This is a genomic window from Nocardia sp. NPDC006044, from assembly GCF_042871115.1.
Classification (GTDB): Bacteria; Actinomycetota; Actinomycetes; order Mycobacteriales; family Mycobacteriaceae; genus Nocardia.
This window is the reverse complement of sequence record NZ_JBIAID010000003.1, coordinates 515,119-534,520: the sequence shown is the minus strand read 5'-3', so window position 1 is coordinate 534,520 and position 19,402 is coordinate 515,119. Positions and strand designations below refer to the sequence as shown.

Here is a 19,402-nt window from a genome sequence, read left to right as displayed (position 1 = left end):
GAACGACTTCAGGGACTACAGATGACCACTATCGCTTTCATCGGCCTGGGCATCATGGGCAGCCCGATGGCCGTCCATCTGGCCGAAGCGGGCCACGACGTGACCGCCTACAACCGCACCGCCGCCAAGACCGCGCCCCTCGTCGAAGCGGGCGGTCGCGCCGCCACCTCGATCGCCGACGCGGTGCATCGCGCCGAGGTGATCTGTGTGATGGTGCCCGATTCGCCCGACGTCAAGGCCGTGCTGGCCGGCGAGAAGGGCGTGTTCGACAGCGCCGAGCCGGGTGCGTTGATCATCGACTTCTCCAGTATCCGGCCGGACGTCACCGTCGATCTCGCGAAACAAGCTGTCGCACAGGGATTCCGGATGCTGGACGCACCGGTCTCCGGCGGGGAGAAGGGCGCGGTGGACGCCGCGTTGTCCATCATGGTCGGTGGTGCGGCCGCGGACTTCGAAGCGGCGAAACCGATCTTCGATGTCGTCGGCAAAACCGTTGTGCACGTGGGCCCCAGCGGTTCGGGGCAGACCGTCAAGGCGGCCAATCAGCTGATCGTCGCGGCCAATATCCAAGCGCTCGCCGAGGCGGTGATCTTCCTCGAGGCGTACGGCGTCGACACCGAGGCGGCTCTGCGCGTGCTCGGCGGCGGCCTGGCCGGTTCGAAGGTGCTGGACCAGAAGCAGGGCAACATGCTGTCCCGCTCGTTCAAGCCCGGCTTCCGGATCGACCTGCACCACAAGGACATGGGCATCGTGACCGCCGCCGCGCGCGAGGCCGGCGTGGTGGTGCCGATCGGTTCGCTGGTCGAGCAGTTGATGGCCTCCGCCAAGGCGATCGGTGACGGCGGACTCGACCACAGTGCCCTGCTGCGCGGGGTGGAGCGCCTGAGTGGGCGTGCGGATAAGGAGAACTGAAAATGGCACGGATGCGTACCGTGGATGCTGCGGTGTTGATTCTCGAAAAGGAAGGCGCGACGCAGGCGTTCGGGTTGCCTGGCGCGGCGATCAATCCGTTCTACAGTGCGATGCGGGCGCACGGCGGGATCAGGCATGTGCTGGCTCGCCATGTCGAGGCTGCTTCGCATATGGCTGAGGGTTATACCCGGGCTGCGGCGGGCAATATCGGTGTCTGTATCGGTACTTCGGGGCCGGCCGGCACCGACATGGTCACCGGGTTGTATTCGGCGAGTGCGGATTCTATTCCGATCCTGTGCATTACCGGGCAGGCGCCGGTGGCGAAGTTGCACAAGGAGGATTTCCAGGCTGTCGATATCGCTTCGATTGCTGGGCCGGTTGCCAAGTGGGCGGTGACTGTTCTGGAGCCCGCGCAGGTGCCGGGTACTTTCCAGAAGGCGTTTCGGGTGATGCGTGAGGGGCGTCCGGGTCCGGTGTTGATCGATCTGCCGATCGATGTGCAGCTCGCCGAGATCGAGTTCGATATCGAGACATACGAGCCGTTGCGGGTGCATCGTCCTGCGGCGAGTCGGGCGCAGGCGGAGAAGGCCATCGCGATGCTGAATGCGGCCGAGCGCCCGCTCATCGTGGCCGGTGGCGGCATCATCAACGCTGATGCCGCGAGTTTGTTGGTCGAATTCGCTGAGCTGACCGGTGTTCCCGTGGTGCCGACGTTGATGGGCTGGGGCACGATCCCCGACGACCATCCTTTGCATGCGGGCATGGTGGGTTTGCAGACCTCGCACCGCTATGGCAATGCGACGATGCTGGAGTCCGATTTCGTGCTGGGTATCGGTAATCGGTGGGCCAACCGGCATACCGGTGGGGTCGAGACCTACACCAAGGACCGCACTTTCGTGCATGTCGACATCGAGCCGACGCAGATCGGACGGGTGTTTGCCCCTGATTTCGGGATCACTTCCGATGCTGGTGCGGCGTTGCGGGTGTTCATCGAGGTGGCTCGTGAGCTGTCGGCGGCCGGAGAACTGGCCGACCGTAGCGATTGGGCCGGTCAGGTGCGGGCGCGAAAGCAGTTGGGCCAGCGCAAGACTCACTTCGACACTGTGCCGATCAAGCCGCAGCGGGTGTATGAGGAGATGAACCGCGCCTTCGGGCCGGAAACCCGCTACGTCAGCACCATCGGCCTCTCGCAGATCCAAGCCGCGCAGATGCTGCATGTCTACCGGCCGCGGCACTGGATCAATGCCGGCCAGGCGGGGCCGCTGGGCTGGACCTTGCCGGCCGCGCTCGGTGTGGCGACCGCCGTCCCCGACGCCACCGTCGTTGCGCTGTCCGGTGACTACGACTTCCAGTTCCTGATCGAGGAATTGGCTGTCGGCGCGCAGTTCAATATCCCGTATATCCATGTGCTGGTGAACAACTCGTACCTGGGCCTGATCCGTCAAGCCCAACGCGCGTTCAGCATGGACTATTACGTGCAGCTCGACTTCGACAACATCAACAGCCCCGAAGTCGGCGGCTACGGTGTCGACCACGTCAAGGTGGTCGAGGGGCTGGGCTGCAAGGCGATTCGAGTCTTCGAGCCCGAGCACATCGGTCAGGCCTTGGAGGATGCCAAGAAGCTGATGGCCGAGCATCGGGTGCCGGTGGTCGTGGAATGCATCCTCGAGCGCGTCACCAACGTGTCCATGGGCTTGGAGATCGACAACATCGTCGAATTCGAGGAGCTGGCCCAAACCGCCGCGGACGCCCCCACCGCGACCGCACTGCTGGACTGAGGAAGCAATGACCCGAGTCCTCATCGCACCCGACAAGTTCAAGGGTTCGATGACCGCCGCCCAGGTCGGCGCCGCCGTCGCGGCCGGTATTCGTCAGGTCGTGCCGCATGCGTCGGTGACCGTCGTCCCGGTCGCGGACGGGGGCGACGGCACCGTCGCCGCCGCGCTGGCGGCTGGCTTCGAGGCGGTACCGGTAGTCGCCACGGGACCGACAGGAGAACCGGTCGAGACCACCTACGCGAAGCGCGACGACCTCGCCGTCGTAGAGCTGGCGGACGTATCCGGTCTGCTCCGCCTACCGGGCGGCGCATTCGCCCCGATGTCGGCCACCAGCCGGGGGACCGGGGAGGTGATCGCCGCAGCCGTCGACGCGGGCTGCCGTCGGGTGGTGCTCGGCATCGGCGGCAGCGCGGGCACCGACGGCGGCGCGGGACTGGTGCGTGCTCTCGGGGCCCGCCTACTGGACGCTGGTGGCATTGAAATCGGCGACGGCGGTGCGCCATTGGCAGATGTGGCGACACTAGACCTGACCGCACTGCGCGAACGAATGGCCGGTGTCGAGATCACCGTCGCCTGCGACGTAGACAACCCGCTCACCGGACCACCCGGTGCGGCAACGGTTTACGGTCCGCAGAAGGGCGCAGACGTCGTCCAGGTAGCCGCACTCGACTCCGCCTTGGCGCATTGGGCCGACATCGTCACCGCAACCACCGGCACGGACCGCCGAGACATCCCCGGAGCAGGCGCAGCCGGGGGAGTAGGCTTCGCCGCCGTGGCAATACTCGACGGCACATTGGCCCCGGGCATCGAATTGATCCTGGAGCTAACCGATTTCGCCGACCACCTGGTGGCCACGGACCTGGTAGTGACCGGAGAAGGCGCCCTCGACGAACAAACATTGCACGGCAAGGCCCCCGCTGGCGTCGCCACTGCAGCACTGGCAGCAGGTGTCCCAGTCGTGGCGGTCTGCGGCCGTAACACGCTGTCCGGGAATCGCTTACAGTCCGCCGGCTTCACCGCCGCCTATTCACTATCAACGATCGAACCTGACATCAACCGCTGCTTCACCGACGGAGAGGAACTCCTGAAACGCCTAGGCGCCCAAATCGCCGAGCGCCATCTGGCCCGAGCACCTGCCGCCCCGAACCAGCGCTGAAGCACACTGGGCTCCACCCCTTGTGCGCTGAATACGCCCCGGCTCTGTCCCGTTCGGCGCACGCTGATGCCTGGATCGGGACCTGACGGAGCGTCCACTCGACGCCCGTCCCGGTCTGGTCCCGCTCGGCGCGTGGTGGTTTCCGGAACGGGACCTGACAGGGTGCCTATTCGGCATTTGCCGTAGTGCCGACTGGGGGCCGCAGCAGCACCGCTTCTGATGTCCCGCACTCCGACTCCCCGTAATCGGGTCGGTATTGGTCGATTACGGCGGTGTTGTGGCGTTGCGTGGTGGGCGGCTCGTCTCCCTCGGGCCTCCACCTCCCGGGATCCATAGAGTGCTGATGTTGTCCGGCTCTGTTGGTTGTCGATCTGCTCTTGGCCGGATATTCAGCTAATCATTCCGCTGGTGAATCGCCGCCCTGACACGCGTGCGTGTGTCAAAAGGCGTGCGTGTGGGGCGAGAAGGACTGGTTAGCCGAGGCGGGTGCTGAGGGTGGTTGCGGCTGCGTTCACTGCGGCGCCGAAGATAGGTTCGGTTTTGTCGGTGAGTCGGCTGAAGGGGACGTTCACGCTGAGGCTCGCTATCGGTTTTCCGTTGTCGCCCAGTACAACTGCGGCGACCGCGCCTACGTCGGAGCGCCATTCGCCGCGGTTGACCGCGTACCCCGTTTCCCGGATCACCGCGAGTTCGGCACGCAATTCGTCCGGGTCGGTGACGGTGGTGTCGGTGTAGCGCGGTAGTTCGGCGCCGAGCAGTTGCCGGACGAACTCCGGGTCGCTGTGTGCGAGAACGGCTTTGCCGTTGGCGGAGGCGTGCATGGGCAGCGAGTGGCCGAGTGCCATGTTGGTGCGCACGGGTTTGTCGGTTTCCAGCCGCTCGATCAGCACCATCCTGCTGTCCTCGGGCACGGTCAGGTGGATGGTTTCTTCGGTCTGGCGCCGCAGGTTTTCCATGATCGGCAGGGCGACCCCGCGAAGCCCGAGGTCGCCGCCGGCCCGGCTGCCGACCGCCAGCGCCTTCGTGGTCAACGCCCATCGCGTCACCTCGCCGGACGCAGGCCGGATCCACCCCGCCTCATCGAGGGTGACCAGCGCCCGCTGCACCGAACTCTTGGGCATCTCCAGCACCCGCGCCAGCTCGCCGACGCCGATCGGCTGCCGCGCCGCGACCTCTTCCAGCACGCGGAGCGTATTCAGCACGTTTCGCAAGGTATTGACTCCTTCATCACACATCCCTACCCTTGCTGCACCTTTTCACGGCACAGTGTGCCATATCACGGCACGGAACGGAACCGATCAATGACCGCTCACAGTGGACGGCATTTCCTGCAAATCCCCGGCCCGACCAACGTCCCGGACCGGGTGCTGCGCGCCATCGCGCAACCGACTATCGACCACCGCGGGCCGGACTTCGCCGAACTCGCCCTGGACCTGCGCGAACGGGTGAAACCGGTGTTCGGCACCGCCGGCCCGGTCGTCATCTACCCTTCGTCCGGCACCGGCGCGTGGGAGGCGGCGCTGGTGAACACCCTCTCGCCCGGCGATCGCGTGCTCGCCTTCGAAACCGGCCACTTCGCCAGCCTGTGGCGCGACATGGCGCAGCGTCTCGGTCTGGTGGTCGACTTCGTGCCCGGTGATTGGCGCCGTGGTGTCGATGCCGCGGTCGTCGCCGAGCGGCTGGCCGCCGACAAGGGCCACGGCATCGCGGCGGTGATGGTCGTACACAACGAGACCTCGACCGGCGTCACCAGCCGCATCCCGGAAATCCGGGCCGCCATCGACGAGGCCGAGCATCCCGCGCTGCTGCTGGTCGACACGATCTCGTCGCTGGGCTCCATCGACTACCGCCACGACGACTGGGGCGTCGACGTGACGATCGGCTGCTCGCAGAAGGGGCTGATGCTGCCACCGGGCTTGGGCTTCAACGCGATCAGCGATAAGGCGCTCGCGCTCGCACCGACGGCCCGGCTGGCCAAGTCCTACTGGGATTGGACGCCGATTCTCGACGCCAACGAGCACGGTTTCTACCCGTACACCCCCGCCACCAACCTACTCTACGGCCTCCGCGAGGCGCTGCGACTCCTCGAAGAGGAGGGACTGCGCAACGTCTTCGCCCGGCACAACCGCCATGCCGCGGCCACCAGGGCCGCCGTCCGCGGCTGGGGCCTCGAGGTGCTGTGCGTCAACGAGCGCGAGTACTCCGGTTCGCTGACCGCCGTGCTGCTCGGTGCGGAACACGACGCGGACAAGGTGCGCCGAATCATCTTGGACCGCTTCGACATGTCGCTCGGCACCGGTCTCGGCAAGCTGTCCGGGCGGGTGTTCCGGATCGGACATCTCGGCGACCTGAACGACCTGACCCTCGCCGGCACCCTCTCCGGTGTGCAGATGGGTCTCGAACTGGCCGGCGTGAGCGTCGACCCCAGCGGCCTGCAAGCCGCACTGTCGGTGCTACGCGCCGAGTGAATTATCTTCCGGTGCAACCGGATACCGCACAGCTCAACTGAATTCGATCGCTCCCGCTGGGCAAGTCGTCCGCCCCCGCCCGCCAACGGCGTTGGGCCGCAATGACAGATCCGCCAGATCGGCGCTTCACCGCGATACCGGCCTCCTGATCTCGACCCCTCGATGCTCCGCCCCGAGTGACTCTCCCGATGCTCCGCCGCGAGCCGGGATCCGCAATACGCCGGCGCTTTTCGTCGGCAACCTACGAGGAGGTAGGTCGTTGTCTCAGCGAACTTCCCCAGTCCGGCGCCTGTCCGAAATGAAGCGATGGACTTACATTCTGCCGGTCGTCGTCTTCATTTACGTCATCTGTTATATCGACCGAACCAACATCAGTTTCGCGCTGCCGCACCTCGAGACCGACATGGGGCTCACCAAAGCCCAGCAGGGCCTGGCCAGCGGCATCTTCTTCTGGGGTTATCTGCTGTTGCAGATTCCCGGCGGATATATGGCCGAAAGATGGAGTGCCAGACAGTGGATCGCGATCCTGATGGTGCTGTGGAGCGTGGCCGCGATGGCGCAGGGCCTGACCAATTCCGTCGGTCAATTGTTGATCGCGCGATTCCTGCTCGGGGTGGCCGAGGGCGGGGTGCAGCCCGCCCTGATGGCGACCATCCGCTCCTGGTTCCCGTTCGCCGAACGCGGCCGGGCCTACGCGATTTTCAAGCTGTACACGCCGATCGCGGCGATCGTCGCGGCTCCGTTCTCCGGCATCATCCTGACCTACTTCAACTGGCGCTGGATGTTCATCATTCAGGGCGGCGCCCCGCTGGTCGTCGGGCTTATCGCCTGGCTGGCCGTGGTTCGCGATACACCGGCCAAAGCGGGCTGGCTGTCGGCGGCCGAGCGGGACTATATCGAGCGTTCCCGGCTCGAGGAAGGTGAGCCGCTCGAGCATCACGGTACGTTCAAAGCCGCGTTCAAGAGCAAGATCGTGTGGCATTTCGCGCTGATCTACACGTGTACGCAGATGGGTCTGCTCGGGCTGACGCTGTGGCTGCCCAGCGTGCTCAAGAAGGCGTTCCACACCGATCTGAAGGTGGGGCTCGTCGCCATGCTGCCGCAGATCGCGGCGGGTATCGCGATCATTCTCGTCGGACGATCGGTGGATCGGCGCGGTGGGCACATCGCGCACATGGCCCTGGTGCTCGGGTCGGCGGCGATCATCCTCGGCGGCGCGAGTCTTGTTTCACCGCAACAGAAGTGGGTGGTGCTGGGCGCGATGATCCTGGGTACGGCGGCGTCGATCGCCTGGTACGGGCCGTTCTGGGCGACGGTCACCAAGCTGGTTCCGGTCGCCGCGGCCGGCGCGGGTCTGGGACTCATCAACGGGGTGGGCAATCTGGGCAGCTTCTTCGGACCCTATATCGGTGGCTGGCTCAGTGATCTCAGCGGTGGCGGGTACGCGCTCACGCAGGCGTTCTTCGGTGGGATCTTCGGTGTCGCCGGGTTGCTCGTACTGACGTTGCGAAAGAAGTTGCGCGAGGCCACGAGCCAGGAGGGGGTGCCGCCGGAGCCGAAACCGGTTCTGCCGGAGGGGAAACCGGTGGTCATCTCGAAATCGGTCAAGACGGACACACATCCGGCGACCGATCCCGCTCCGCTCGTCTAACCGCTACGGCGGCCGATTCGCCGGCCGGATCGGCCGCCGTGACCGTCGGAATCGCCAAGGACCAGAAGGACTCTCATGAACCAATCCACGACCGACCCCGAGCTATCGACCGTCGCCACGCGGCTGGAAGACGCGCTTCGGGCCACGATGGACGGCGAGGTCGCCTTCGACGACTACAGTCGGCACATCTTCGCTCGCGACGCGAGCATGTACTCGATAACCCCGCTGGGCGTGGCGTTTCCACGGCACGCCGACGATGTCGCCGCCGCGGTTCGGGCCGCCGCGGCACACGGTGTGCCGATCGTGGCGCGTGGCGCCGGAACGAGCCTCGCCGGGCAGACCGTCGGTCCCGGCCTGGTGCTGGACCTTTCGCGGTATATGAACCGGATCGTGTCCATCGATCCCGAGGCGCGCACCGCGCTGGTGGAGGCCGGCGTGGTGCAGGACCAGCTCAATCAGGCCGCGGCCGCGCACGGTTTGATGTTCGGGCCGGACACCTCGACCAGCAACCGGGCCACCATCGGCGGGATGATCGGAAACAACTCCGCGGGAAGCGGTTCCAGGACCTACGGCATGACGATCGATCACGTGCGGGCCCTGGACGTGGTGCTCTCCGATGGGTCGCGCGCCAGGCTGGAACCCGTCGACGAGTTCGAACGGAAACGGCGCGCGACCGCCCAAACGCTGGAAGGGCATATCTACCGGGCACTTCCGGAGTTGGTCATCGCCGAGGAGGCGGCGATCAAGGCGGGGATGCCGACATTCTGGCGGCGCGCCTGCGGTTACCGGCTCGACCGGCTGATGGGCTTCGGCGCGAACAAACCATTCGATCTGGCGAAGTTCGTCGTCGGTGCGGAAGGCACCCTGGTGATCGCCACGCACGCGCTGGTCGACCTGGTGCCCAAGCCGGCCCGCACGGTATACGCGGTGGGGCACTTCACCGATACCGTGAGCGCCATCGCGGCCACCGCGGACGCACTGAGCTGCGAACCGCATCAGGTCGAGCTGATGGACCGGACCATCCTGGAGTTGTCCCGGCAGAAGATCGAGTACGCCGAGCTCGGCACCATTCTCGTCGGCGATCCCGGTGCGCTGCTTTTCGTTTCGTTCAGCGGGGACGACGAGGAGCGGTTGATCGCCGATCTGGACCGGCTCGAGCTGCTGTGGCGGCAGAACGGGCACGGCTATCACACGCTGCGGGCGATCACCTCCGCCGATCAGACCGCGCTGCTCAAGGTGCGCAAGTCCAGCCTCGGCCTGCTGATGGCGGCGGGGGAGGGCACCCGGCGGCCGCTCGCGTTCGTGGAGGACACCGCCGTCGATCCGGCGCATCTGGCCGAATACACCAAGCGGTTCAAGGAGATCCTGGACGAGCACGAGCTGGAGGCCGGGTTCTACGGGCACTGCTCGGTCGGCTGCCTGCACATCCGCCCGTTCGTCGATCTGACCGATCCGAACGAGGTGATCAAGATGCGCACGGTCGCCGAGGCGGTCAAGGATCTCGTCGCGGAGTACGGCGGGGTGAACTCCAGCGAACACGGTGACGGACTCGCGCGCAGCGAGTTCAACCGCGAGATCTTCGGTGATGAACTGTACGAGGCGATGCGAAAGGTCAAGCGGCTCTTCGATCCCGGCGACATCATGAACCCGGGCAAGATCGTCGACGCGCCACCGATGACCGACAACCTGCGCGACCGTGACGCGCTGCCGCCCGCACCGCCGCTGACGACGGCGTTGACGTTCGAGGTGGTCGGCGGGATGCGCGGCGCGGCGGACCGGTGCATGAACATCGGGTTGTGCCGTAAGTCGGCCTCGGGGGTGATGTGCCCGTCGTACATCGCGACCAAGAACGAGGAGCATGCCACGCGCGGGCGGGCGAATGCACTGGTGAAGGCGTTGTCCGAGCCCGATCCGCACGCTGCGCTGGGTGGTGAGCGGTTGCACGAGATCCTCGATCTGTGCCTGATGTGCAAGGCATGCAAGAGCGAGTGCCCGATGAGTGTGGATATGGCGTCGCTCAAGGCCGAGACGCTGTCGCATCATCACGAGATCCACGGAACACCCTTGCGCTCCAGGGCTTTCGGATCGATCAGGCTGCTCAATCGGATCGGTTCGGCGACGGCTCCGTTGTCGAATCTGCCGGGGCGCAACGGATTCGCGCGCCGGATTATGGACCGTACGCTCGGCATCACCGCCGCCCGCCCGCTGCCGGTGTTCCAGCGAGTCAATCTGCTTCGATGGTTCCGTCGTCGCGACGTGCCCGCCGGCCAGGCCCCGCTGGGTACGGTCAACTGGCTGGCCGACTCGTTCACCACGTTCACCGAGCCGCATATCGGCGCTGCGGCAATCGAATTGCTGGAGCGTTCCGGCTGGCGGGTCGAGCTGGCCGGCGGTGGGTGCTGCGGGCGGTCGAGCATGTCCAAGGGGCTGCTCGACGATGCGAAGAAGAAGGCTTCGACGCTCGTCCGCTCGCTCACCGAAGACACCGAACCCGGCTCGCCGATCGTCGGCTGCGAGCCGTCGTGCCTGTTCATGCTGCGCGACGAACACGGTGCGCTGCTACCGGATTCGACGGCGGTGCGGGCGGTCGCGGAGCGGGTCCGGCAGGTCGAGGAGCTGCTCGTCGAGGCGATTGACGCGGGACGCCTGACATTGCGCGCGGATTCCCCGCTCGCGGGCCGGCGCATCGTGTTCCATGGTCATTGCCACCAGAAGGCCGAGGTCGGCACGGCGGCCACCATGGCTCTGCTGCGCCGGATTCCGGGTGTGGAGGTCATGGAGATCAACTCCGGATGCTGCGGGATGGCCGGTTCCTTCGGTTTCGAATCCGAGCATTACGAAACGTCAATGGCCGTAGGCGGTGACCGTCTTTTCCCGGCGCTCGCGGCGGAACCGGAGGACACCATCGTGGCCGCGACCGGTGTGTCCTGTCGCCAGCAGATCTTTCACGGCGCGGGCCGCACCGCGTGGCATCCCGTCGAGCTGGTGCGCGAAGCACTGGCCGGGTCCGAATAGGAGAGTTATGCGTATCGTCCGCTATTCCCTCGACGGACGGACCGGGTGTGGTGCGTTGGTCGGAGATGTCGTGCATGACCTGCTCGACGCAGAACTCGGCGCGGTGGTCGGAAGACTCTCGGAACTAACGCTTCTCGCGCCGTGCGAGCCGCGCACGATCGTCTGCGCGGGCAGCAACTACGCCGGGCAGATCATCGAGAAAGGCCGGCCCTGGCCGCAACAGCCTTCGCTGTTTCTGAAGTCCCCCAACGCGATTACCGGCATGGATGCTCCGATCCACCATCCCGCCGAGGTGGAGCGGCTGGAGTACGAGGGCGAACTGGCCGTCGTCATCGGGCGCACGGCGCAGAACGTATCTGCTGATCGCGCAACGGATTTCATCCTCGGATACACCTGCGCCAACGATGTCACCGCCGACGACTGGCGGGCCGACGGACAATGGACTCGCGCCAAGAGCGCAGACACCTTCTGTCCCTTGGGTCCCTGGATCGAAACCGACGTCCCCGACCCCTCGTCCCTGCGCATCACCACCCGCCTGGGCGGCCGGATCGTTCAATCCGCCGTCACTTCGGAAATGGTCTTCGGCGTCGGAGAACTACTGGCCTACGTCACTCGTTGGATCACCTTGCAACCCGGCGACGTCCTGCTGACCGGTAGTCCGTCCGGGGTAGGGCCGATGGGCCCCGGCGACACCGTCGAAGTCGACATCTCCGGCATCGGCACTCTGCGCAACACGGTCACGGGGCGAAGCGACCGGGCACGGCCCGCCGCCTGGACGGGAGCCCGCCCATATCGCTGCTGAAACGACGGTTGTCCTCGACTCAGAGGCTTCGAAACCAATCCGCCAGGACGGTGAAGTCCTCGTCGTCGAGACCACGAGCGGCTTCCACCCGGTGGAGCAGGGCCCGGCTCGCGTGGGTCGACGCGACCCACTCTCGATCGGACCGGGTGATCTCGTCGTCGACCCAGGCGAACGGGCGTCCAGCTGCCCAGTCCGATAAAGTCCTTGTCTTCCAATGTAATCCGAACCATCGGTCTTCGTGCAGGTGTTCGTCGGACGGATCGGGCCAGGCGACGACCGGTAGCGGCGGCAGGCCGATGCGCGGCGCTATCTCGGTGTTGGCGTCGTCCGCCCAGGTTGTGGCCCAGACCAGCTCGCAGGGCAGTGCCATCAACCGCAGTCCGATTTTCGGGCGTCACTATCGGTCCGTGGCGCTGAGTATCCGGCGGTGCGAACCGGCTCGATACGGCCGCGGAGTAGCGGACAGGATGTGTCCTTTTCTTGGGGGAGTATGGACGCATGCCGAAAACGTCCGCGCGACTGCTTGCGTTGCTCTCGCTGCTCCAGGCGCGCCGGGACTGGCCGGGGGCGCTGCTGGCCGAGCGGTTGGAGATCAGTCCGCGCACCGTGCGCCGCGACGTCGACCGGCTGCGCGAGCTCGGGTATCCGATCGCGGCCGTCAAAGGGCCGGACGGCGGGTATCGGCTCGAGGCCGGATCCGAACTGCCGCCGTTGCTCTTCGATGACGAGCAGGCGGTAGCGCTGGCCGTCGCGTTGCAGATCGCCGGCACCGCCGGGGCCGGCATCGAGGAGGGTGCGGCGCGTGCGCTGAATACCGTTCGACAGGTCATGCCCGCGCGGTTGCGCAGGCGGATCGACATCGTCCAGGTGACCGCCGTCGAGCAGTCGAATCAGCAGGTCGACAGCACTGTACTGATGACACTCAGCGCCGCTGTGCACGCCGGCGAAGTGCTGCGTTTCGACTACGCCTCGTCCGGAGACGCGCCGCCCCGTCGAGTAGAGCCGCACCACCTCGTCACCTGGGGTGGGCGCTGGTATCTCGTCGCCTGGGACCTCGACCGCGCGGACTGGCGCATCTTCCGCGCCGATCGCGTCTCGCCCCGCATTCCCACCGGACCCCGCTTCACCCCGCGTGACCTGCCCGGTGGTGACGTAACCGACTTCGTAGCCAGCAGGTTTCGCGGGTCCGACTCGGTCGACTGGCCGTGCCGTGGCGAGGTGATCCTCGACCTTCCGGCCGCGGTCGTCGCCGGTTTCACTCCGGAGGGAGTCGTCGAGGAGGTCACCCCGGACCGCTGCCGACTCATCCTCGGCTCGTGGTCATGGCCAAGCCTGGCGGCGGCCATCGGCCGGTTCGACGCAGAAATCGAGGTTGTCGGCCCGCCCGAACTGGCCGCTGCCTTCGCCCACCTGTCTCGCCGTTACGCCGCCGCTGCCCGCCTGCCTCGTCAAGGGTGAGCCGGCTCAGTTCAGGTCGGAGAACCGCACATCGTGGGCTACCGCGGTCACGTGCAGACCGTCAGGTCCCGGTTGGATCGACGTCAGCCGCGCGCCGAGCGGTAGCCGCTGCAACGGCACCGTGAAGGTGAGCGTCTGGCGCAGCATCGCCAGCGAAATCGTCGGCCCACCCACCGCGGACTGGACCGAAACCGGCGTGACCTCGATACCGTCCTCGACCGGCGCGACAGTGACGATCACCGTTCCCGGCACCGGGATGCCCTCGATCGAGAAGGTCCCGGTGACCCGCAGCCCCTCCGGAGCCTCCGACATGGACTCCACTCCGGACGGCGCGAAACCCCGCACGGTGTCGTAGGGCACCACCGCCGTCGCCGAAGCCGTGGCCGCGACCAGGTTCGACGTGCGGTTGTTGAGCAGATCGCCGAGCGGCGCAGACACATCGGTCAACGTCACGTCGAGATCGTGCACGGTGACCTTCTGCTCGCTCCAATCCCCGACCCGAATATCGATATCCCGATACTTCCCATCGACCGCCTGGGTCAAAAACGGAAACCCGCGAATATCGACACTCGGCCGCTGCGCCAGCTGATAGTCCGCCGCGATCTTGCGCCCGATCTCGTTCTGCGCCATCACCACAGCAACCCGATCGCCCACCACCAGCCCGATCGCCAGCACAACGACCAATATCAACAATCCACGCATACACTCACCAGCTCAGCCATCCCCCCATCATGCTGCGAAACACCGAATGCTGCCCACAACCCGCCACCGGACCGATCATGGTCGCCCGGAATCGGCACGCGGCAATCGGCACCCCGTGATCGAGTCAGTGGTCGACCGCCGCGCTGAGCTGCGGCAAGACGAGCCGCTTCCGAGCACGGCGCGAACTCCGGCCAGTACTCGACCGGTGACTTTGCGTTGTAGGACCGCAGCTCACTCGCGATGGTCAGCGAGGCAACGCCTTTGGTGGTCGAGAAGATGTTGACCGTGATGTCGCGCCGTCAGGTCGACCGGACGGCCGTTCCGGCGGAATTCCTGCCGTGGTGATGGATTATCCGGTGCGCGGGGGAATACATTCGTTCGAGTGATGGACGGATTGTGCACTCGCCGGCTCGAGGGGTCGGCACTGCGTGGGTTCCTGATGGATTGTTTCGAGGTTCCGGCATCGGAGATCTTCGTCGGACATCAGGACCGGGTGGACGAGTTGTTGCGCGATGTGCTGCGCGTGGGTCCTTTCGCGGTTTTCTGCACTTTCGCCGACGTCGGTGGGGACTTCTGTTCGAGTTTCTCTCTCGGTGTCGACGAGCGGGTGGCCGAACGAGCGGGAGTTGACGGGGAGGGCTTGGTCGTGTCGCTGGCCGGGCATTCGGGTGGCGGTGTTCTCTGTGGTCTCGGTACGGAGCCGCGGCCGTGGTTGTGGACGTTGATCGGGCCGGAAGGGGATCGGGAGCTGGTTCATCTCGATGAGGACGGCGAAGGTCTCGTCAGCACCTGTCCTTGCCGGTATGTGCATCGCACCGTCACCTGAAGTCTTGGGCGGCAACAGTTCTCGGTCAGGTAGGGCTATAGGTCGAGGAGGAACTCGTTGACTGCCTTGGCGAATCCGTCCGGATCGTTGGTGTAGACGAAGTGATCGGTGTCTAGTTCGATCATTCGGGTGTTGGGGCGGCGTTCGATCATGGCTTCGGCCTGCTCTCGCGGGATCACGCCGTGGGTGGCACGGATGAGGAGGGCGGGGCAGGTGGTGGCCAGCCAGTCGGCCCAATGGTCGCCGTGTACTTGGTTTTCGGAGTCCACGATGTCGCGGGGGTGGAACGGCAGGCTCCAGCTGCCGTCGGCGCGCTCGCGGACCAGATTGCCGAACATGGTGGCCATCGATCCCATGCCGTCGACGAGTTCCTGGCGGGTGGGTGCCGCGTAGGGGAGGGACAGGACGAATTGGAGTGGGTTCTGGCCGTCGAGGCCGAGACTGGCCGGTCCGTCGGCGTCGATGAACGCCTCGACCCGCTCGGGATGGCGGGCGGCGAACTGGTAGGCGTTGATGCCGCCGAGTGAATGTCCCAGCAGCACAACGCTTTCCAGTTGGAGATGGTCGAGCAGTGCGGCGATGTCGGCGATATAGCCGGCCCGGGAGTAGTCGGCGGCGCGATCGGAGAAGCCGTGTCCGCGTTGGTCCAGTGCGATCAGCCGCGAGCCGGGCGCCAACCGCTCCGCGAGCCCGCTGAAGCTCTCGGCGTCGGACATGTGGCCGTGCAGTGCGAGCACGGTGCGTCCGGTACCGCCGAAGTCCAGGTAGGACAGGTTGCGGCCGTCGATGGTGAAAGTGGTGCGGGTGATGGGCATTTCGGTCTCCTTCAGTTGCTGACAAGAAGAACCTAAACCAGTTGAGACAAATGTGCAAGACATTTGTACAAGATTTTCGTGCTCGCGGTCCGGGCCGATGCGAGCACAGGCGTAATGCCTGGTGAAGCGGGTTTTCTGAGGTGCGCGGGTGGAACCACCGAGCCCGGCACCGTAGGAATACTCATGATCCGATCCGGGATTCGGTGAACACTCGAACCGCAGGCACGACCCGAGCATGGGAGGGAAGCGGTGATTAGTGGGATGCGCAGGTGGGCCGTGGTTACCGCGACGGCGATCCTGGTAGTGCAAGTGGTAGACATCGTGGCCAGGTTCCTCGTAGAGCCCGGCTGGATCTTCGCCTTCCTGTTCGTCTTCGGCGCACCGCTATGGCTGGTGAGCTTTGCGCTCCTGGCCTGGATGGCACGCGGAATATGCTTGCCCACCAGTGCTTTCACCGCCGCGACAAAGATGCGGCAGGCCGTCGTCCTGACCCTGCTGTGCGGCTACCTCCTCGGCTTGACGATCTTCTGCTGGTTCATGTCCGACGGCGGTGACGCCGACGACTGGCAGTCACCGGCCGGCCGCCTCCTCGGCGTCGACGGCTACAACAGCCACACCCCCGAGTATCTGAACCAAGCTCAAACGCTCGCCATGCCTGCCCTGGGCCTAGGTTTCCTCGCGCTGTTCACCGCGACGATTGTCTACGCCACAATCAGCACCCCGGCTCGAACGGCTGAATCCGCGGTACCCATCGATCCGGTCGCCCCGTGACGAGCGGCACCGCGAATGTCGACGGTTGGTTCAGCAGTTCGAGCGGTCGCACGGCCGGCGGGATGTTCACCCGCACAGCGCGTGGCTGAGCATCCCGCCGAGATCCGCGTCGGTCACGGTGCCGGTGTAGGAAAAGGTCACCGCCCGACCGGAAGACGTCGCACCGGAGACGGCGGTAAATCCGGGCACTCCGCCGACATTGCCGACAAACTGTGCGCCGCAAGGCAGTTGGGTGTATCCGACACCGAGCCCGTAGGACATGCCGTCACCATTGCCCATGTCGACACCGTCGAGCATCTGCCGTAGTTGGTTGTGCGGCACCACCTGTCCGGCCAGCAACGCGGTGAAGAAGCGATTCAGGTCGGCGCCGGTGCTGACCAACGCACCCGACGTCCACGGCATGGACGGCTCGATCCGCGTCTGGTCCGTCATGAGGCCGTCGACCGTCGCATAGCCGGTCAGGTGTGGGTCGCGCAGACCGGTGTCGCCGGTGGCGGGCAGGTAGGTGTCCAAAAGTCCCAGCGGAGTGAGGATTCGGTCGCGCAGCTCGTCGGCGTACCGGTGCCCGGTCACCGTTTCGATCAACACACCGGCGACCAGATAATTGATGTTGGCGTACTCGAATCGAGCACCGGGAACGAATGTTGCCGGATGCCGCAAGGCCAGAGCGATCTCCTGCGCGGGTGTGTAGGTGCGCCCCGCGCGTGCCGCCGTGTACTCGTTCAACCCCTCGGGTTCGACCGGCTCGGGCAGCCCACTTCGATGTCCGAGGATCTGCCGGACGGTGATGACCCGCCCGTCGATCCCGTCACCGACGAGCAGGCCCGGCAGATACGTGTCGATCGACCGGTCCAGGTCGATACGCTGTTCGGCCACCAGTTGCAGCACGATCGCGGCGGTGAAAGTCTTGGTGACACTGCCGATCCGGACATACTCCGGACGATCGGTGCGGATCGAGGTCCGCGTAGCGGCATCGGCCAGACCCGCGGTCGAGACGGTCGTGTCACCGTTCTCGGTGAGGGTCGCAAGCGCCCCGACCGCGCCGGAACGGACCAACGCGTCGAGATCGCCGCGGACCACATCCACACGGGCGCCGTCCGCCGCCGCCTCGACCGGGTCCGCCGCACAGCCGACCACCAACGCCGCCACCGCACAGATCGAAAAAGCAAAGGCTGGAATACGCATGGACCGACGTTAAGAACCCCGGCCCCGCAGGCACATTGGACCGCAGTACTACTGCCCCTCACGCCGGAGTGCCAGATGGAATCGCGGCCGCTGGCAATCGTCGATGCCGGGCCGCCACGGATGACCCAGAACGCAACGGCAACCAGCGCGAGTCATCGCAAGCTGCGCTGTCCGGCCGCGATGCCCTCGGCGATCGCCCATTGCGCGCTGATGGCGGTCAATTCGGTGACCTCGTCGAGCAGGCTGTCGGCGGCGGAGAGGACGAAGTGGCGGCTGCCGGTCGGTGGGCCGCCGTGCGCTTTGGTGTCGCGGGCACGGACGAGCATGACGGCGCGGTCCAGTGCGTCGCGGGCAGGCCCGGCCGGCGCGGTGCTGACGATCGCCGCGTCGATCTCGGGTGGGTGCGGTGTCGCGTAGCGGGACAGGTCGAGGATGCTGTCGCGGATCTCGATGACGGTGCGGTGCAGCAGATATCGGTTGGGCTGGGCGCCGTGCGGTACGGGGCCGTGGTGCACGATCTCCGGACACGCGGCGGTCAGTTCGGCCCACAGCGGGCGAAGCGCTCGCCGATGGCGGGTCAGATCGTTGACGTCGCGCCGGCTGCGCGCCGCGGCGACTATCGCGGTCAGGGTCAACCCCATGCAGAGCAGGAGATCGAAGAACACGCCGTTGCGATCGATGACGGCCTGGACATCGGTGAACGAGTTGCGCGGCCCGGCGATTCGGATGGTGGCCGCCGCCAGCGTGGCGCCGACCCGGATGAGGACCGCGACGCCGCACAGCAGGATCGCCACGTACACCGCCGACTCCCGGCGGCCGACCTGGTTGCGCAGTTCGGCCATGGCCGCGCGGATGACGAGGACCGCCATCGCCGTGCCGATCGGCATCGTGCACAGCCAGTAGCCGAACTGCGCCCAGCCGGTGCGTTCGAAGATCGTGCCGTCGCCTCCGTCCACCGTGCTAAAACACAGCGCCACCACACTGAATACGACGGCCATGCCGTAGGCGACGCGCGGCGAGCGGGTGCGATGCAACAGCGCCGCCCCGATCAGCAGACCGCCCGCGTAACCGACATTGAAACCGACCACACCCAGTTCGAGTATCAGCTTTTCGGAGAGCCGGCCGCCGGAGAGCTCGCTGACGAGACGGGCCACCGTCGGTTCGCGGGTCGCCGCCGTGGCGACGAGACAGCCGAAGGCGATGGTGACCTGGCGGTCGAGGCCGGTGCTGAGCAAGCCGACGAGACGGCCGGCGAGCAACAGGAAGGCGGCGATCACGGTGGGCAGCGTCACCGCCGTCGGCAGCATCGAGGTCATCGTTGCGCGCGGCTCAGCGCCGGAAGACCAAGCGGCCGAGCACCGAGCGCGGCCGATCGACCTCCACGTCGGACATGAGCATGGAGGCGAACAGTTCGGCCTGGTTCTCATCGACGTCGTCGTAATCGCTGCGGGCCAGCACGCGCAGCACGCTGTCGATGTCCAGGTCGGGAAACAGCGTCGCGAGCGTCCGGCGCTGGGCGCCCGCCGAGACGAATCCGGCGTGATCGAGCAACAGATGGGCGATCTCGTGCATCACGATGTGATCGGTGTGATAGCCGGTGCTGGCCGCGTCGTAGGCGATGACGATATCGTCGGCGCGCTCGACGACGAGTCCGCACGGAAATCCGCCGGTGGTCAGGTCTTGCCGGGGAACGATCAGAATCGGCTTGCCGACCCGTTCCGCCACACCCTCGACGAAGGTCGCCAGATTCCACGGCCGCGGCACGTCGAGCGAATCCGCCAGCTTTCGGACTCGTTCGACGGCGGGGTCGAGACCGGCGCGTCGGAACATGGAGCCATCTTCGCCGCCGGTGGTCCGGATTGT

Annotated in this window: 16 protein-coding genes and 1 pseudogene; 10 read left to right on the top strand and 7 right to left on the bottom strand. The window is 66.1% G+C overall.

What is annotated here, in order from left to right; translation table 11 throughout:
- Positions 1-3 precede the first annotated feature (3 nt).
- The 3 genes and pseudogenes from ACFYO1_RS26925 to ACFYO1_RS26915 form a co-directional block, all read left to right on the top strand.
- Positions 4-912: pseudogene (locus ACFYO1_RS26925) on the top strand (2-hydroxy-3-oxopropionate reductase); the annotation flags it as partial.
- A 2-nt stretch (positions 913-914) separates the two neighbouring features.
- Positions 915-2,690, top strand: coding sequence for a glyoxylate carboligase (gene gcl / locus ACFYO1_RS26920; RefSeq protein ID WP_387236527.1), 1,776 nt, complete (start codon positions 915-917; stop codon positions 2,688-2,690).
- Between the two features lie 7 nt (positions 2,691-2,697).
- Complete coding sequence (locus ACFYO1_RS26915) at positions 2,698-3,846, top strand: glycerate kinase (RefSeq protein ID WP_387236525.1); 1,149 nt, start codon at positions 2,698-2,700, stop codon at positions 3,844-3,846.
- A 473-nt stretch (positions 3,847-4,319) separates the two neighbouring features.
- Here the strand turns inward: ACFYO1_RS26915 and ACFYO1_RS26910 are convergent, their stop codons facing one another.
- Positions 4,320-5,048: an IclR family transcriptional regulator gene (locus ACFYO1_RS26910; protein ID WP_387236523.1), complete on the bottom strand. Its 729-nt coding sequence runs from the start codon at positions 5,046-5,048 to the stop codon at positions 4,320-4,322.
- Between the two features lie 99 nt (positions 5,049-5,147).
- Between ACFYO1_RS26910 and ACFYO1_RS26905 the strand changes: the two genes are divergently transcribed.
- The 4 genes from ACFYO1_RS26905 to ACFYO1_RS26890 all read left to right on the top strand — a co-directional run bounded on the left by ACFYO1_RS26905 (position 5,148) and on the right by ACFYO1_RS26890 (position 11,782).
- On the top strand, positions 5,148-6,314 hold the full coding sequence (locus tag ACFYO1_RS26905; RefSeq protein WP_387236521.1) for a pyridoxal-phosphate-dependent aminotransferase family protein: 1,167 nt from the start codon (positions 5,148-5,150) through the stop codon (positions 6,312-6,314).
- Positions 6,315-6,612: 298 nt separating this feature from the next.
- Positions 6,613-7,965 carry an MFS transporter gene (locus ACFYO1_RS26900; RefSeq protein WP_387236519.1) on the top strand — a complete coding sequence of 451 codons (1,353 nt, stop codon included), beginning with the start codon at positions 6,613-6,615 and terminating at the stop codon, positions 7,963-7,965.
- 75 nt (positions 7,966-8,040) lie between these two features.
- Complete coding sequence (locus ACFYO1_RS26895) at positions 8,041-10,980, top strand: FAD-binding and (Fe-S)-binding domain-containing protein (RefSeq protein ID WP_387236517.1); 2,940 nt, start codon at positions 8,041-8,043, stop codon at positions 10,978-10,980.
- Positions 10,981-10,987: 7 nt separating this feature from the next.
- Complete coding sequence (locus ACFYO1_RS26890; protein ID WP_387236515.1) at positions 10,988-11,782, top strand: fumarylacetoacetate hydrolase family protein; 795 nt, start codon at positions 10,988-10,990, stop codon at positions 11,780-11,782.
- A 19-nt stretch (positions 11,783-11,801) separates the two neighbouring features.
- Here ACFYO1_RS26890 and ACFYO1_RS26885 read toward each other — a convergent pair whose 3' ends face one another.
- Positions 11,802-12,152, bottom strand: a complete 351-nt coding sequence (locus ACFYO1_RS26885; RefSeq protein WP_387236513.1) for a hypothetical protein — start codon at positions 12,150-12,152, stop codon at positions 11,802-11,804.
- A 128-nt stretch (positions 12,153-12,280) separates the two neighbouring features.
- Between ACFYO1_RS26885 and ACFYO1_RS26880 the strand changes: the two genes are divergently transcribed.
- Positions 12,281-13,240, top strand: coding sequence for a helix-turn-helix transcriptional regulator (locus ACFYO1_RS26880; RefSeq protein ID WP_387236511.1), 960 nt, complete (start codon positions 12,281-12,283; stop codon positions 13,238-13,240).
- A 6-nt stretch (positions 13,241-13,246) separates the two neighbouring features.
- On the opposite strand, the gene ACFYO1_RS26875 is transcribed toward ACFYO1_RS26880, so the two are convergent.
- Entirely contained in the window at positions 13,247-13,942 is a 696-nt protein-coding gene (locus ACFYO1_RS26875; protein WP_387236509.1) for a DUF2993 domain-containing protein, read from the bottom strand.
- Between the two features lie 382 nt (positions 13,943-14,324).
- Between ACFYO1_RS26875 and ACFYO1_RS26870 the strand changes: the two genes are divergently transcribed.
- The gene (locus ACFYO1_RS26870) at positions 14,325-14,768 is read left to right on the top strand and encodes a hypothetical protein (RefSeq protein WP_387236507.1); all 444 of its coding nucleotides are present in this window, start codon (positions 14,325-14,327) and stop codon (positions 14,766-14,768) included.
- 35 nt (positions 14,769-14,803) lie between these two features.
- On the opposite strand, the gene ACFYO1_RS26865 is transcribed toward ACFYO1_RS26870, so the two are convergent.
- The gene (locus ACFYO1_RS26865; protein ID WP_387236505.1) at positions 14,804-15,583 is read right to left on the bottom strand and encodes an alpha/beta fold hydrolase; all 780 of its coding nucleotides are present in this window, start codon (positions 15,581-15,583) and stop codon (positions 14,804-14,806) included.
- A gap of 276 nt (positions 15,584-15,859) precedes the next feature.
- Between ACFYO1_RS26865 and ACFYO1_RS26860 the strand changes: the two genes are divergently transcribed.
- Entirely contained in the window at positions 15,860-16,354 is a 495-nt protein-coding gene (locus ACFYO1_RS26860; RefSeq protein ID WP_387236503.1) for a hypothetical protein, read from the top strand.
- A 66-nt stretch (positions 16,355-16,420) separates the two neighbouring features.
- Here ACFYO1_RS26860 and ACFYO1_RS26855 read toward each other — a convergent pair whose 3' ends face one another.
- From ACFYO1_RS26855 to ACFYO1_RS26845, 3 genes are all read right to left on the bottom strand, one after another.
- Positions 16,421-17,539 (bottom strand): serine hydrolase domain-containing protein, encoded by a 1,119-nt coding sequence (locus tag ACFYO1_RS26855; protein ID WP_387236501.1) that lies wholly within the window; start codon positions 17,537-17,539, stop codon positions 16,421-16,423.
- A 152-nt stretch (positions 17,540-17,691) separates the two neighbouring features.
- Positions 17,692-18,846, bottom strand: coding sequence for an MAB_1171c family putative transporter (locus tag ACFYO1_RS26850; RefSeq protein WP_387236499.1), 1,155 nt, complete (start codon positions 18,844-18,846; stop codon positions 17,692-17,694).
- Positions 18,847-18,868: 22 nt separating this feature from the next.
- Positions 18,869-19,369 (bottom strand): hypothetical protein, encoded by a 501-nt coding sequence (locus ACFYO1_RS26845; protein ID WP_387236497.1) that lies wholly within the window; start codon positions 19,367-19,369, stop codon positions 18,869-18,871.
- Positions 19,370-19,402 lie beyond the last annotated feature (33 nt).

Excerpts from the sequence above, each read along its gene's own strand:
- gcl (WP_387236527.1), top strand. The coding sequence starts at position 915 with ATGGCACGGATGCGTACCGTGGATGCTGCGGTGTTGATTCTCGAAAAG.
- ACFYO1_RS26915 (WP_387236525.1), top strand. The coding sequence starts at position 2,698 with ATGACCCGAGTCCTCATCGCACCCGACAAGTTCAAGGGTTCGATGACC.
- ACFYO1_RS26905 (WP_387236521.1), top strand. The coding sequence starts at position 5,148 with ATGACCGCTCACAGTGGACGGCATTTCCTGCAAATCCCCGGCCCGACC.
- ACFYO1_RS26900 (WP_387236519.1), top strand. The coding sequence starts at position 6,613 with ATGAAGCGATGGACTTACATTCTGCCGGTCGTCGTCTTCATTTACGTC.
- ACFYO1_RS26895 (WP_387236517.1), top strand. The coding sequence starts at position 8,041 with ATGAACCAATCCACGACCGACCCCGAGCTATCGACCGTCGCCACGCGG.
- ACFYO1_RS26890 (WP_387236515.1), top strand. The coding sequence starts at position 10,988 with ATGCGTATCGTCCGCTATTCCCTCGACGGACGGACCGGGTGTGGTGCG.
- ACFYO1_RS26885 (WP_387236513.1), bottom strand. The coding sequence starts at position 12,152 with ATGGCACTGCCCTGCGAGCTGGTCTGGGCCACAACCTGGGCGGACGAC.
- ACFYO1_RS26880 (WP_387236511.1), top strand. The coding sequence starts at position 12,281 with ATGCCGAAAACGTCCGCGCGACTGCTTGCGTTGCTCTCGCTGCTCCAG.
- ACFYO1_RS26875 (WP_387236509.1), bottom strand. The coding sequence starts at position 13,942 with ATGCGTGGATTGTTGATATTGGTCGTTGTGCTGGCGATCGGGCTGGTG.
- ACFYO1_RS26865 (WP_387236505.1), bottom strand. The coding sequence starts at position 15,583 with ATGCCCATCACCCGCACCACTTTCACCATCGACGGCCGCAACCTGTCC.
- ACFYO1_RS26855 (WP_387236501.1), bottom strand. The coding sequence starts at position 17,539 with ATGCGTATTCCAGCCTTTGCTTTTTCGATCTGTGCGGTGGCGGCGTTG.
- ACFYO1_RS26850 (WP_387236499.1), bottom strand. The coding sequence starts at position 18,846 with ATGCTGCCGACGGCGGTGACGCTGCCCACCGTGATCGCCGCCTTCCTG.
- ACFYO1_RS26845 (WP_387236497.1), bottom strand. The coding sequence starts at position 19,369 with ATGTTCCGACGCGCCGGTCTCGACCCCGCCGTCGAACGAGTCCGAAAG.